Source organism: Bacteroidota bacterium (assembly GCA_016718825.1).
GTDB lineage: Bacteria > Bacteroidota > Bacteroidia > J057 > JADKCL01 > JADKCL01.
Genome location: JADKCL010000038.1, coordinates 20,590 through 34,376, shown reverse-complemented (window position 1 = coordinate 34,376; position 13,787 = coordinate 20,590). Strand labels below are relative to the sequence as shown.

The 13,787-nt window shown below is 49.9% G+C and carries 16 protein-coding genes and 2 pseudogenes; 6 read left to right on the top strand and 12 right to left on the bottom strand.

Features of this window, described 5'->3' with window-relative positions:
• Positions 1–80: 80 nt before the first annotated feature.
• Positions 81–257, bottom strand: coding sequence for a hypothetical protein (locus IPN95_25755; protein ID MBK9452763.1), 177 nt, complete (start codon positions 255–257; stop codon positions 81–83).
• Between the two features lie 269 nt (positions 258–526).
• Positions 527–937 (bottom strand): hypothetical protein, encoded by a 411-nt coding sequence (locus tag IPN95_25750; GenBank protein MBK9452762.1) that lies wholly within the window; start codon positions 935–937, stop codon positions 527–529.
• Between the two features lie 138 nt (positions 938–1,075).
• Here IPN95_25750 and hisE point away from each other — a divergent pair.
• Positions 1,076–1,321 (top strand): annotated as a pseudogene (hisE, locus tag IPN95_25745) (phosphoribosyl-ATP diphosphatase).
• 181 nt (positions 1,322–1,502) lie between these two features.
• The gene (locus tag IPN95_25740; protein MBK9452761.1) at positions 1,503–1,676 is read left to right on the top strand and encodes a hypothetical protein; all 174 of its coding nucleotides are present in this window, start codon (positions 1,503–1,505) and stop codon (positions 1,674–1,676) included.
• A gap of 66 nt (positions 1,677–1,742) precedes the next feature.
• Here IPN95_25740 and IPN95_25735 read toward each other — a convergent pair whose 3' ends face one another.
• The 4 genes from IPN95_25735 to IPN95_25720 form a co-directional block, all read right to left on the bottom strand.
• Positions 1,743–2,555 (bottom strand): hypothetical protein, encoded by an 813-nt coding sequence (locus IPN95_25735; GenBank protein MBK9452760.1) that lies wholly within the window; start codon positions 2,553–2,555, stop codon positions 1,743–1,745.
• The gene (locus IPN95_25730) at positions 2,555–3,091 is read right to left on the bottom strand and encodes an FAD-dependent oxidoreductase (protein MBK9452759.1); all 537 of its coding nucleotides are present in this window, start codon (positions 3,089–3,091) and stop codon (positions 2,555–2,557) included. The genes IPN95_25735 and IPN95_25730 overlap by 1 nt, the downstream gene beginning before the upstream one ends.
• Before the next feature lie 247 nt (positions 3,092–3,338).
• A complete protein-coding gene (locus IPN95_25725; GenBank protein MBK9452758.1) occupies positions 3,339–3,650 on the bottom strand; it encodes a hypothetical protein in 312 nt (103 codons plus the stop codon).
• A 492-nt stretch (positions 3,651–4,142) separates the two neighbouring features.
• Positions 4,143–4,382, bottom strand: coding sequence for a hypothetical protein (locus IPN95_25720; protein ID MBK9452757.1), 240 nt, complete (start codon positions 4,380–4,382; stop codon positions 4,143–4,145).
• 304 nt (positions 4,383–4,686) lie between these two features.
• Between IPN95_25720 and IPN95_25715 the strand changes: the two genes are divergently transcribed.
• Positions 4,687–6,219 carry a hypothetical protein gene (locus IPN95_25715; protein MBK9452756.1) on the top strand — a complete coding sequence of 511 codons (1,533 nt, stop codon included), beginning with the start codon at positions 4,687–4,689 and terminating at the stop codon, positions 6,217–6,219.
• Positions 6,220–6,330: 111 nt separating this feature from the next.
• On the opposite strand, the gene IPN95_25710 is transcribed toward IPN95_25715, so the two are convergent.
• From IPN95_25710 to IPN95_25690, 5 genes and pseudogenes are all read right to left on the bottom strand, one after another.
• Positions 6,331–6,534, bottom strand: coding sequence for a cold-shock protein (locus IPN95_25710; protein ID MBK9452755.1), 204 nt, complete (start codon positions 6,532–6,534; stop codon positions 6,331–6,333).
• Positions 6,535–6,592: 58 nt separating this feature from the next.
• The gene (locus tag IPN95_25705) at positions 6,593–7,555 is read right to left on the bottom strand and encodes an NAD(P)-dependent alcohol dehydrogenase (GenBank protein MBK9452754.1); all 963 of its coding nucleotides are present in this window, start codon (positions 7,553–7,555) and stop codon (positions 6,593–6,595) included.
• 46 nt (positions 7,556–7,601) lie between these two features.
• The gene (locus IPN95_25700) at positions 7,602–8,132 is read right to left on the bottom strand and encodes a DinB family protein (GenBank protein MBK9452753.1); all 531 of its coding nucleotides are present in this window, start codon (positions 8,130–8,132) and stop codon (positions 7,602–7,604) included.
• Between the two features lie 249 nt (positions 8,133–8,381).
• A pseudogene (locus IPN95_25695) lies at positions 8,382–9,159 on the bottom strand (prohibitin family protein).
• Between the two features lie 162 nt (positions 9,160–9,321).
• Entirely contained in the window at positions 9,322–10,167 is an 846-nt protein-coding gene (locus IPN95_25690; protein MBK9452752.1) for a PIG-L family deacetylase, read from the bottom strand.
• Between the two features lie 178 nt (positions 10,168–10,345).
• Here IPN95_25690 and IPN95_25685 point away from each other — a divergent pair, with 178 nt between their 5' ends.
• The 3 genes from IPN95_25685 (at position 10,346) to IPN95_25675 (ending at position 13,106) form a co-directional block, all read left to right on the top strand.
• On the top strand, positions 10,346–12,016 hold the full coding sequence (locus IPN95_25685) for a membrane dipeptidase (GenBank protein ID MBK9452751.1): 1,671 nt from the start codon (positions 10,346–10,348) through the stop codon (positions 12,014–12,016).
• A 113-nt stretch (positions 12,017–12,129) separates the two neighbouring features.
• Entirely contained in the window at positions 12,130–12,663 is a 534-nt protein-coding gene (locus tag IPN95_25680) for a SocA family protein (GenBank protein MBK9452750.1), read from the top strand.
• 71 nt (positions 12,664–12,734) lie between these two features.
• On the top strand, positions 12,735–13,106 hold the full coding sequence (locus tag IPN95_25675) for a hypothetical protein (GenBank protein ID MBK9452749.1): 372 nt from the start codon (positions 12,735–12,737) through the stop codon (positions 13,104–13,106).
• A gap of 318 nt (positions 13,107–13,424) precedes the next feature.
• On the opposite strand, the gene IPN95_25670 is transcribed toward IPN95_25675, so the two are convergent.
• Complete coding sequence (locus IPN95_25670; GenBank protein ID MBK9452748.1) at positions 13,425–13,772, bottom strand: hypothetical protein; 348 nt, start codon at positions 13,770–13,772, stop codon at positions 13,425–13,427.
• Positions 13,773–13,787: the final 15 nt, after the last annotated feature.

Sequence of the window (13,787 nt, the reverse complement as noted above, 5' to 3'; positions counted from 1 at the left end):
TCCCATTGATGAAAATGGGAACTTCAAATCAGAATTCCTTGGAACTCGCGTAGCCTGACCTGCATTTGGAGGCTGACTTTTTAGCGCGTCTCAGCAATCACTTCGATGATTTTATAAAGGCGACCTTGCTGATCGTGGGCATAGGCACGGTATGAAAAATGTTTCCTGTCAGCGAAACCACCGATCGGCACTTCTTGGTAAAATCGGTGTGCTCCGCCAATGATTTTCCCCGTTTCATCGATTTGCAGTTCCCTCATCGTCCCGGTTCAGGTGAAAATACAGCCAATTTGAATCGGCATCGAAAATATGACCATCATATTCCTCTGTCAAATCGGCATTGACCGAATCTACCATTGGATTATTGAACTCAGCCAATTTGAAATGCCAATCCCCTCATGGCGCTTGTGAGGAGAATTCATCCTTCTTACATCCTTGGAATAAAAATACCAGGACGATCAGCGGGAACATTGCAAAGCAACGCCTTACGTGTAGAAAGCCAATTTCGTGCAGTAATTTCTTCATGGCGTTATTCATCAATTCGGACCCCTGTATGGTAAAGAAGGAAAGGACTATTCGGGAAGTACCACGTCGCTTCTCCAGCCTCTTTGATCTCAAAATGATCCTTGTCTTGGAATCTTCCGCTTACCGGGTAACCGAGTGATTCCAAGAGCTTCCCTTCGCGGTCAATGTTCAGAACCATTGCTTTTTGGCCGAAGTATGGATCTTCAAAAAGCAACACAAGTTCGTCGTCGCCCATGAAAATTTCGCAGTAGTTCGTGTCAACCCATGTCGGATACAATGACGGATAAAGTGTCGCCACGAAACTATCCACAACCATATATTCACCTGTATAACGATTGCGGTAATCAAACTTGTCCCCGCAACCGACAAGAACGATGCTCAGCAAAAGCCAAACTAATATTCCTTTGTTTTTCATTTGATTTTGAATAGTTCTGAAAATTACGCGTTTACCAGAAGAAGCGACGAACAAATGTTCAGCGATTCTTACGCTTCCAACAAACGCGGGCCATGAAATTGTAGCCTGACACGGCAGGCTCCAATGAGAATGCAATGGCAGGACAACCCTTCGGAGAAATCCTACACGGCCCCCCTCCTCGCCCGCGGCATCAACAAAGTCGCCCAAAAAGTCGGCGAGGAAGCGGTGGAACTCGTCATCGAAGCCAAGGATAACAACCGGGAGCTATTCCTCGGCGAGGCTGCGGATTTGATGTACCATTATTTGGTGCTGCTGGCGGCTAAAGGGGTGGAATTGAGCGAGGTGGAGGAGGTTTTGAAGGAAAGGCACGGCGGAACAGTGTGAGCGGGAGAATGAGAGCGGTACATTCTGCATTGCATTCCTGTGAGCCCCGAACCAAGGCAAGCCACCTGTCAAACATGTAAATAATCGCCGACAGGATGCAACTGAACGTTGACGGAACCCGGCAACCTTTGTTTGCCTTAGGAGAATTCATTCTAGGGTTTGAATCACATAATACATCTTCATGCGCGCACCGTCAGCACCTCAAAGTATCACTTGGATCATCGGCTTGGTTGCTGGCCTTTTGGGCATTTTGGGCCATTTTGCAAAAATTGAATTCCTCACAGAATATCACTTTTTGCTCCTGATGGTGGGTTTTATCGCACTTGCCTTGGGGACGACTTTCAGGCAGTTGTAGAATCGGGCCGAATCCCAACTTGATCACCCCTCCCAAGGCGCATTCACATCCGGTCGCGTGGCATTCTCAAATAGCGACTTGTCGCCTGCCACAATGGCCTTTGGCAGCCATCAGTCCCGCAAAAAGTGGACTTGTCAGTGCCCGTGCGGTTGATCTGGTAAAATTGTTGAATTCCGCCAATTGCTCGTAAAGCGCCTTGCGGCTCGGGTCGTTGCGGTAGTCTTCCCAACTTGCAGCCGGATCGGCGCTGGGGAGCTTGAAAATCATGGAATCCACGCAATGTTCCCGTCGTAACAAATTGGCTTTTTCGCATTCTTGGAGGACGTATTGCAGAAGATCAGCGTCAGTTTTCGGCATCAAAAAGTTGGCTGCGGAGGTGAAATATTCGATGCAAAGGCAGCCTTTTCCGGGCGGAACCATCTCTCCGCCTAGCGCGCCGAAATTCGTGATGCGCGCCATCGTGGTGTTTGGACAAGTTACATGGAGACTTGTATGCGGAAAGCTTGGCGAATGATCGAGGAACAAATACACCATCACTACACCTCTTTGAAAGGACAGTTCCTGCGGCGCCGCTTCGAAAGCGATTCCCATCAGCGGGGCAACCAATTCGACCGTGAGGCTCGAAACGACGGTTTTCGGCCGACAAACCAAAGTTCTTCCCCCCTGCTCCAGCGTCACCTCGGTGATGACATTCGTTGCGCAAAGAAGTTGTTTCACTTTGGTATTCAAGAGAATGCGGCCTCCCATTCGTTGCACCTCCTCCGTTAAGCGATCCACGATCTGCCCCGTTCCCTTTGCCGGATGGAACCACTGCGCCTGCTTTTGCAGATTTTTGGTGGCATCGGTCATCAGCCGCTTCCAAGGCCGCTTTTTGTCCATCAGGGGCGGAGCCGGCAAATCCGACCACAGCACGCCCTTGAACCGCTCCTCAAATTCTTGGGAGAAAATCCGGGTGAATTTGGCGCCCGCCGAGCGTAGGTATAGTCCTCCAAGGAGTGAATCGTCCGGTTCCGGTAGCGGATGCTGTATTTGGCCCAATCTATCAAGGCACTGACCAACAAGCGATAAGGCATTCCACGACGCAGGCCTTTGAAGCTTCGTTCGCGCTCCAAGATGCGGCCTTTGTACAAAATCCCCGTGCGTGGCTGATACTGCAAAAAGTCCTTTCCCAACAATTCGGACCAAAGTGCATGCACTTCCGGAATGCGGTTGTAGAGGTGCTTGTATCCGAAATCAACCGTGAAGTCTCCATGTTTCACCGCGCGCATCAAGCCGCCGGTTTCGCGGTCCTTTTCCACCAAGACGACTTTCACGCCTTGTTTCAGGAGTTGGTACGCAGCAGTGAGGCCGCCGGGGCCTGCTCCTAGGATCAAAACTTCAGCATCGGCAAGGGCATCGTTTGGATCTTGGTTCATCTTCGAATTTGACAATTGTTCGGCAGAATCTCAAATTCGGCTTCAACATGATTCGCATGTAATCCCCTTTTGATCGTCTTGCCGACAATTTTATTGAAGGCATCTCAATTCCTGCACTTCCGAAAGTTGTGAAATGGTCGCGTAAACCACCCCACAAAAGAAACAGGCGCAAGGATGGAAATCCTGCGCCTGCCGAATAGTTGGATAGTTGGAATCAAATGGGATCAGATACCTGAACCCTGGGATTTCAGTGGGTTGGGATCGCCTGAATTTCCGTGCGATGCGGATGGCCCTGACCTGGAAGCGGCTGGTTGACGAAAACCAAGGCAGCGATGACGGGTGCGCCTTCCACGACGACGGTTCCTTCGCAGAGGTAGCAGTAGTTGGTACCTGCCACGACTTGGGTATTGAAGGCGATCGGCTTGTAGTTGACACCGACAAAACCTTGACCTGCAGCATCAAACACTTGTTGCGCTTCGGTTGAAACGGTAAACGACCATGAGCTCCATCCGCCTGCATTGCCGGTGACAGCTGGACCGAGCTTCTGGATTCCGTTGATGATCGGCGCGCCGCTCAAGGGCTGGTTCACATGCATCACCACGGGATAGGCAATCGGATTGGCGGAAACCAATTGGGCTTCACAGATGAAGGCATAATTGGTGCCGGCAACGACTTGTGAGGCATAAGCCAAAGCCGTGTACTTGACACCTACCAATCCGGCAGTGGCTTTTGCAAAAACCTCTTGTGCGGTGGCATCGAGGCTGAAATTCCAGGCGCTCCATGCGCCTACAGCTGAAGAAGATGAATTGGACATAAGATTTAGTTGGTAAAAAAAACAGCTCCTACTCGTAAGGCTTTTCGGAATTCGCCCCCGGTGAACCTGCCGGGACAGGCCGTTTTTTTAAGTGGGTTCTGGGCTCCACTTTTATTTTCGAGGCAATACGCTGCCCGTCCGACAATGCCGGATTTGGGCATGGATCTTCAGAGGAAATGCAGATTATTGCCTTCAGCGATCAAACGGCGCTTTGCAGCCCTCAAAACCCCATGGCGATCAAGCAATTTCGCCTCCAAGGTCAATCGTCCCTACGATCACAATGCCTTCGGATTCGGTTTGTCGCGCAAAGCCGATATGAAAATTGCCCTCGGAAAAGACATTCTTATCCTGCGACCAACCACCTGCTTCGCCTTGAACCAAGGAGAAGATCAATTGGTCATCCTCACCATTGTATTGAAGGTTGAGGTTGCCGGTACAACTGGAAAAATCAAAGTATAAATTTTCCTCTGCGTTCAAAGTGATGGAAAAGCCTTGCCATTGTCTGCTGGCAAATGGGCCTGCATCGAACTGCTTAGTCCCCAAGAAATGGTGAGATCGCTTGCAGAACAAACGCAACCTTGATAGATTCTGAATTGTGAAACATTTTACTTAATGATTTTATAGTGATTGACTTAGGATAACAATACAAATATATTCAACCAAAATGGGGACCAAAAGCCAACTTTTAGCTGCATATATACAATCCGAAGTTTGAAAAATGCCGTCATTGGCGCTATTATTGAGCAAAAACGCGGTTTCGAAAAATACGATCCAACAAAAAATGGATGCTGTTGAGGAAATGAAAAAATGGGTGGGTTCGCTCAGCATCGCAGAAAAGCGGTTTGTCAAACTGCTCGGCAAGGCAAGGGCCGGCTCCAATGAGAGTCAGATGCTCACCTATTTTGACTGGCTCAATCAGGCGGAGGCGGATGAAACCCTTCCCAACGAGGCCAAATTCACCAACAACCTGGCGACGGTTTCCAATCGCCTCAAGGACTTGATTCTCGATGGGCTGCGGTTGTTGGGGAAAGAAGCCAATGTCGATGCCTTGTTGCGTACGACCCTCGACGAAATCGCGATCCTGCAGCAAAAGGACCTCAAAATTACCTTGGCAAGGCAATTGCGCCGGGCAAAAAAGGTCGCTTTGGAACATTCGCGGTACAATTTTGCACTTCAATGTCTCAAGATAGAGCAACAGATCGCTGCAAACGCAGGAGGCAATGCGAGCGAAGGAACCCTGCAGGAGATTCGTGCGGAGGAAATGGAGATTCTTCAAAAACAGTCCGATTTGCTCGAATTGGAGTACCTGCATGCACGTATGCAAGCATCCGCAGCTCGGGTATTGGTGCCGCGTGGCGCGACGGACGAAGAAAACCTTAAATCCTTTGCTGCCAATCCTGTCGTGCAACGCTATGCAGAGGACGGCAACTACTTGGAGCACGCAATTGCCGTGAACATCCTCGGTATCGTTCATCTGCTTGAAGGCAAACCTTTGGAATCCTTGGCGAGCTACGAAAAACTCTTGGTCGCCTGGCAAAGCAATCCCGAATGGAAAGTCAACCAAAGCAGCCTTCTGTTCTTCATCTGCCATTGCTTCCAGTCGATTTGTTTGTTTTCCCCGCTTCCCTTGGAGGAAGTCCGGCGAATCCTGCGTCTGATGCCAGACTTTGACGGCTTGCAAACGGATGTAGCGCGCGACTTTCAGCGCATGTTGCACCATCACCATTTCATGCTTGCCTTCAATACCGGACAACTCGACCATTTGCCCACGATCATCGCCGACATCGAAGGCTGGATTGCTCAAAATCAGGAGTTTCTCACGGAGGCAAGGATTCTTCCTTTTCTGCACAATATTTTGATCGCGCAATTCATCACCGGAGAGCTGGTCCATGCAAAACGCACTGCGGCGCGCATTCAGCAACTTCCCAACCGGAAGGTGAGGGCAGACATCCGGGAGTTTGCCATGTTGCTGCAAGCCGTTTTGCATTTTGAGCTGGGGGATCTGGAGAATCTGGAATACCACTTGCGCTCCTGCAAGCGTCATTTTCAAAAATCCGCGCGCAAGATCGACTTCGAATTGGAGACCATTCATTACCTCGAACGGACACTCTCGGCACAAAATCCACGCGCCCAACAAAAGGCTGCTGCACAGTTCATTGCTGCATTGGAAGGCCTTGCATCCGCCACCATCGATGCCATGCCGGTTTTGGGCTTGATGGAAATACGGCTCTGGGCAAAAGCCAAACACGCTCAGCGATCCCTCAAAGCAGTCTTTCTGGAAGCCGTGGAACAAAATCTCCAAGAAATGAGATAAGGGCTTTGGATGAATTCCCTTGGAGGATGAAATTCTAAATTGAAGGCAGAACAATCGCGCTTCGAATCGAGAAAAATTCAAAAATCGAATTCAATTGGCGGAAAAAATGGTTCACCCAACCTTCTCGATGTTCTTGGCAGTCAAGGCCATCGCGCCCATGACGACGTTGTAGGTGATGGCGTCGCCTACTTGCAGGGTCTGCAAACCGGATTTGAAGTGCTTCTTGAGAATGGTCATCACTTCGCCATTTTCACGGGTGACTTTACCTGCGCCTGTGGCTTCGTTGTATTCTTTAACAGTTCCTGATTCTTGCATTTTTTCAGAATTGAGGTTGATCCGAGAATGAATTTACGGGAAATTCGGAGAACACCAATCAAGCGACTGTGATCACCACATTGCCGATTTTTTGCCCTGTTTCGACGAATCGATACGCTTCTACGATCGCTGTCAAGGGATAGTGACGGTCAATGAGTGGCTTGAATTTTCCGGATTCAGCGAGTTTCTTGAGAAATGCAACGTCTTCCGGCGTGATGGTCGGGATGGGAAACAGCACCTTTTTGTTTCCCAAAATTGGCGCAAACAGTGCGAACCAGATGTTTTGGCCGTTTTTTCCGAGTTCGGTGGAGACATAGCGGCCATTGGGTTTCAGGATGGGCTTGCATTTGCCGAAGGAGGTTTTACCCACGGCGTCAAACACAAGGTCAAAGCGTTGCGTGGTCTGCGAATAATCTTGTTGAAGGTAGTCAATCACTTCGTCTGCCCCGAGCGCTTGAATTGTGCCAACGTGTTTTGTGCCGCAAACTGCCGTCACGCGCACATCCATTGCCTTGAGCAACTGCACCGCAGCCGATCCGATGGCACCCGTCGCGCCATAAACAAGGACATTTTGGCCTGCCACGATCTTTGCCGCGTGGATGTCGCAAAGCGCATAGTGGCTACCTTCGGTAAGCGGTGCCGCTTCGGCAAAAGTCATTCCTGCAGGAATCGTCGCCATGGCCCCGTTGGCAGGCATTGCCAAATATTCGGCATGCGCACCAAAGGTTTTGTCGTTGTACCCAAACACGGATTCGCCGACCTCATAGTTTGTCACGGCGCTGCCCACCTGGGTGATTTCGCCAGCAAATTCACAGCCCAAAGTCTTTAATCGTGGCCGCAGCAATCCGCTCCAAAACCGCGAGACGAAGTATTCGGCGCTCCGAAAACCGCAATCCGTACGGTTGACCGTCGTCGCATGGACTTTGATCAGCACATCGTCGGGCTTGATTGCAGGAATCGGAATGTCCTTGATTTCAACAACTTCTGGAGGACCATAACGGAAATACTGAGCTGCAATCATGTTGTTGGGGCGGGTGACTTTTTGATTTTCGATGGACAAAGCTAAGTCATTTTCCCAGGGACTTGTCGATGCGCTTTTTTTGCCTGAAATGGTGTTTGAGATGCATTTCGCAGCTGTGAAACCATTGCTGCGCATTGAACCATCCGCCTGCCCAATGGGCCATTCGTTGGTTGCGGTCCGCCTTTTGGACTGTCGAAATGCTGGATTTCATCCTTTCAAGCGCATCAAGGAGCAGCTTTTCCGCCTCGGCTTTTTTCACTTGTGCGGGTGAATACACCGATTCCAAACCGGGTGGAATTTTTTTGATGTGCATTTTCATTGGTGGGAATGCCCCCATCCAACTGAAAAATGCGGGGCCAAATCCACTATGTCCGGTCTCACCCTTGTTTTCTGCGCAGCGCAAGGCATTTTCAAGGCATTTGTCTGTCACGCTTGCGAGATGGGCATAAACCTGCCCGATGGACCAAGCCTCATTTGTGGGCTTGGTTGCGAATTCAGCATCCGAATAGGTTGTCAATGCCGCGATCCAACGTTGGGTATGCGCCTCATATTGATGAAGAATTTTGACCAAGTCCATGATTTTGAGGGAATTCGATTCAATTGATTAATATGACGACCCATGCTCGGCCTTGTACCATACCAAGCTATGGAGCTTCAAATATGCGCGATTTTGGGATTCCAACGAATGGCCTTCTCGCTCAAATGTGATTGAATTTTGAATTTTTAACGCATGCAAGAAAAACAAAATCAGGCCCTTGCCGCATTCGGAAGAGCCTGAAATGATGAAAAGCCTATGTTTCAAACGGGCTTATTTACCCGAACCGACTTATTCGCCGTTGATCAAAACCGGTGCCTTGCCATCCGTGATGATCAGCTTGGAATTGGGTGATGACGAAAGTTGTTGCAATACCTCGAGGCTCCGCCATTGAATGATGGCCGGCGTAAGTCCCTCTGAAAGAATTTTTTGCGCATCGCGCACACCTGTGGCTTCGATGCGGATTCGTTCGGCTTCCACCTGCTCCTGCTGCAACTCAAATTCCATGCGTTTGACGACTTGCTCGGCTTCGAGCTTGTTTTCGATGGCGGCATACAATCCGGGAGGCAGGCTGATGCTCTTGAGCAGAACCGACTCGATGGCAAATCCACGGTGGGAAAGCAGGCTGTCCATGTGGGCCTGGATTTGACCTTCGATCACCGAGCGCTGACCGGAGTGCAATTCCTTGGCCATGAACCTCGAGCAAACGTCGGCCGATGCAGAGCGGAACACGCTCAAAATCAGGACCTCTTCATAATTCCTGCCTACCTCGGCGATCACCTTGGGGGCCATTTCGGGGGTAATGTGGTAGAGAATTGAAATCTCCGCGCTCACATTCAAACCTTCCTTGGAGGGCAAATTCAGCTTCACCTCGCGGTTGACGGTGCGTGTCGGCATCCGTAAGACCTTGGTAACAAATGGGTTGAATCCGACGACGCCCGGTTCATAGACCCTGTCCTTTGAGCTTGCCCAAGGTAGTCTTCACGCCAACCTCGCCCGGTCGCACGATAGCACAACTTTCCAGCAGTCCGATCGCAAGAAAAGCCACCACGGTAAACTTCAACATCATTGCACTTGCTTTGGAAAACTTTCTCATAATTCTAGTGATTAAATGATACTTCGATAGCTGAATTACGAGCCATTACATAAAATAGTTTTACTATCATTCCAAGATTTTCCACTTTACGGCTGTTTGGAAATCAGATTTGGCTTCAAGGCTTGAAAAAATGCCTTAGCGCGAGACTTCGTGGTAATATTCGCGGTCAAACGTCTTGTAATGAACCGCAGTATCCTTCACGGCAGGCAGCAGGTAAAATTTCTTCATGCTCCCCTCCTGAGAGGCATACTTCGCAGCCGCATTCCGCTTCATGGGCCAAAATCGGGAAATGTCAAAGGCAACGGTCGGTTCCGGCAAGGTCTTGTTTCCAGTGCGTTGAATGGCATTGTGGTACGACTCCGAATCAGAAAGCATCAGTTGCTCCATCGCTTCCGGCAAGGTGATTTGAAAAATGCGTTGCACCGGAAAATTCGGGTCACCCTTGTGCTTTTGAAACACCTTGTGGGCAATCTCTGCCGAAATCCGATGTTCGGGATGCCCGTAGGCACCCAATTCCATGTCATAGGTAAACAAAACGGAGGGTTTGTATTGCTGAATGGCCTTTTCAAAAATAGTGGCAACACTGTCTTGGTGATCGTACCAAAAGACGATGCTGTCGCGCATCACATTTTCCCAAGTGTTGTTGGGAAAGTCCAAAATCTCGGCATGATCCAGCTCAAGTGCCGCAACTGCATTTTCCCATTCCTTTTTTCGAATGGCTTTCGCAGAATACAGACCTTGATTCAGCGTGAGAAGGTTCACTTCCCAACCCATCTGCTTCAGCGTGGCAATGGTTCCCGCGCAAACGATTTCGTCATCTGCATGCGGAAAAATGAACAAGGCCACCTTTTTGTCAAAAGCATCTTCAAATAGCGGAACGGTATAGTCCTGCGTTGCTTTGAATTTCGCGTAGTCGAGCTTTTTTCCGCTGATTCCCAACGAGATCAAGACGATCAAGAACAAGATGGAGGACGATTTCATGAATGATTCCTTTTCTAACGGAGAAGATCCAAACAAATGAATTTCAGCCAGAGAAACAACTCCAATCCACTTGGAATCTATTAATTTTGAGAAAACTAAGTCAGAATTGAACGCGAAAGTTGCCTCCCTTCCGTCCCCAATCGTCGAAATGGTAGATCGCCGTCGATCAAGAATCCGAATGCGATTCCAAATCTGCGGGTTGCTTTTCTTTATCATTACCGCGAATGCAAATGCACAACAGCTTACGGGCCTCGTGGACATGCACGCCCACCCGATGGCGCATTTGGCCTATTCGGGGAAATTCCTGCATGGCGCACCTGATGTGGGATGCCTGATTCCAACCGATGGCGAATGTAAGTCCATTGTGACCGCGACCTCGATGGAACATGCCCTCTCCCACTGCAATGCTACGCATGGCGGCTACAACCATTTCACCAATCCCTGCGGCGACATCATCCGCAAGAATTTGATCGGCACGTTGGAAGCCAACAACCATGCGATAAGTGTGCACGGCAAGGAAATTGGTGGCGCAAATACAAATTTTGCGCAGTGGCCTTCTTGCCGCGACATTTCCCATCAGGCCATGTGGATCGATTGGATTCAGCGGGCGCACAACAATGGCTTGAATGTGATGGTGGCTCTTGCCGTGAACAGCGAAACGGTGGCCGCTTCCATGGCGGGTCCAGGCGACCTGCCGACCGATGACAAAGCCTCGGCCGAACTGCAAATCGAAGAAATCAAGAAAATGGTGGATCGCCACAGCGATTGGATGGAGGTCGCCTATTCGAGCAAAGACCTCCGGCACATTGTGTTGGCCGGCAAATTGGCCATCGTATTGGGGGTCGAAATCGACAACATCGGCAATTTCAACAAACCGCAAACAAGCGGCTATCCTCCGCTGGAGATGCGCGTCGCCAAGGAACTGATGATGCTGTATGACAGCGGCGTACGTTATGTTTTCCCCGTGCACGTCATCGACAATCCATTCGGAGGAACCGCGGCTTCGGTAGATTTTTTCAATATCAGCAACTTCCGGGAATCAGGTCATTGCTGGCAACTCGAACCTGCGCAACCCACAGACAGCATTGATTATCAATTCCATCCCGCGCTCAGCCAGTTTATGTTGGATGTTTTGAAACTCAAGATCGGCAAAAACCTGAGCCTTTGTCCGCAGAGCGAATCCCAGACCCCTACCCCGCAGGTGAATGCCCTCGGACTTACGCCCTTGGGCGAATCCGCGATCAAGACGATGATGGCATTGGGTATGCTGATCGATGTGGACCATATGTCACAAAAGGCAGTGAACCAGACGCTTGCCATTGCCGAATCCATCCCCGGCGGCTACCCGCTCAACTCGGGGCACAACGGCCTGCGGACGATGAACGCTCCCGGCACCCGCAACGAAAACGGCCGCACCTACGCCCAAGTTCGCAGGATCTTGGCTTTAGAAGGCATGATCGGCCTCGGATGGGGCCCGGATGCGGTAACTTTCCTGCGGAATCTAAAGGCGATGATGCCGCTCACCGGCCGGCAATCCTGCGCGATCGGGACCGATGTAAACGGCATGATGATGCTGCCATTTCCAAGGGTAGACACGGTGGATGGCAAGGTGGTACCCGCCTCAAAGGTTGTGTATGGCTTTGACTTCGACCGCTGTTGCACGGGCGACCGTTGTTGGGACTACAACACCGAGGGGGTCGCCCATTACGGACTGATACCCGATTACCTGCGCGACGTCGCCAATCTGGGTGGAAAAGCGGAAGTGGAAGCTTTGCATCGGTCAGCAGAGGGATTCGCAGTGATGTGGGAGCGCTGCGAGCGGGTGGCGAAGGCGGTGGAGCGGGATTGAGGTTTGAAGACAAAAAGAAATCGACAGGGAACCTACACGGAACAGTTATTGGCCAGAAAAACCTTGCAATTCATGGCTAAATTGAATAGCTTTGTGACGAATTAAATTAGCTTATGTGGCAACAAGAAAAGGTATTGAATGCTGTATTGCTGGTAGCGAACTTGCTGGAGAAAGCTGATTTTCACAGGATATTCAAGATTTTTTATTTTGCAGACCGTGAGCACTTGGCATTGTACGGACGCACAATCCTTGGAGATCAATACTTTGCCATGAAAGATGGGCCGGTTCCATCCAATACCTACGACTTTCTCAAGGCATTCCGTCCGGACGCGTTTGGCACAAGTCTTCTTGCGGATGCCAAAAGCCGCATGACGGTAGATCGATGGGTCGTGATTCCCAAAAGCGCGGCCGACGAAGACTTTCTCTCTGCATCTGAAATTGAATGCTTGCAACACTCCATTGCAGAAAATAGATCCCTGACTTTTGGGCAGCTGTCGGAAAAATCACATGATTATGCTTGGAATCGGGCGTCCATGAACAATGAAATGGAATTGCTGGACATTGCCCAGGAAGCAAATGCCTCCGAAGAAATGCTACACTACATTCGCGAAATCAACGAGGCTGAGAATGCGTTGAAATGGCTTTAGGAGACTTTTTTTCGGAGGAATTTCGAAGCGAATACGCAAGCCGATCCTTGGAGCCCGGTTCCATCATTCGAATGCATTTTCGCGAAACCAATCCACCAAAAATCAAACTCTTCGTTGTTTTGGGAACTTCAAAATACAAAGTCGTTTTGGGTGTGGTGCTCATCAACAGTCAAATCAACCCACAGATTTTTCGTAGTGCAACGGTCAGGGCTTGGCATATACCCATCATGGCGAGAGACTATGATTTCCTCGACCACGACTCCTTTGTCGATTGTACACAGATCTTCGAAAAAAGCACCATTGAATTGATGAAATCAGTTTCTGATACGCCTCAAATCGTAGCTGGACAGCTTAATAATGAAGACTTTCAGCACATCCGGCAAGCTATCAAGAATGCAACGACAATTGCCAAAGTTCAAAAGCGAAATTTTGGTTTGGCTTGACGGAAGTTTGGCTTCGAACACTTTTTCTGAGCAGTTCAAGACTTTCGCGTCGCATCCGATCCGATCTTCCAAATCCCCAATCACTTCCAATGCAAAAAGCCATCCTTTGCAGGACGGCCTTCGGCGAACATTTCCATTTGGTTCAGGAATCACCACTTCGCGTGATTCACGGTTGCAAAAAACTGCGTTGGTAAAGTATTATGTCTATGCGTCTTAATTCATCTCTTGTAGGCATCCTTCGATGCGAAAATCTGGTCAATGCTCTTCCAGCACCCCCGAAAAGGGGCGTTCGATTCAGCTGCAAAAGCGACAATCCGCTTAGCTGGGCAACTCGATCTCGATGTCGATGGTGCCTACGATCAGGATGCCATCTTCATTGAGGACGAAGTCAATCGTATAGTTTTTCTTCGTCGTGGGAAAAGTGCCCGCAATCGGTGTCCAACCATCTCCGTAATCCTGGGCGATGGTATACGACGATCCTACTTGCGTCCACTTCAACCGAATTGCCGCCACGCCATCCTTGCTCAGTGGCAATTCCAAGTCCTGCACTTGGACTTCATACTGCCCTGACGGCTCAGAGGGCTCCAAAAGAACGGATTCGACACCGGGCCACCCAAGGTAGAAGGCGGTAGCAGTGTTGTTGAGCCACGTGACGTTGATGTCCAACGCTCCTTGATATTC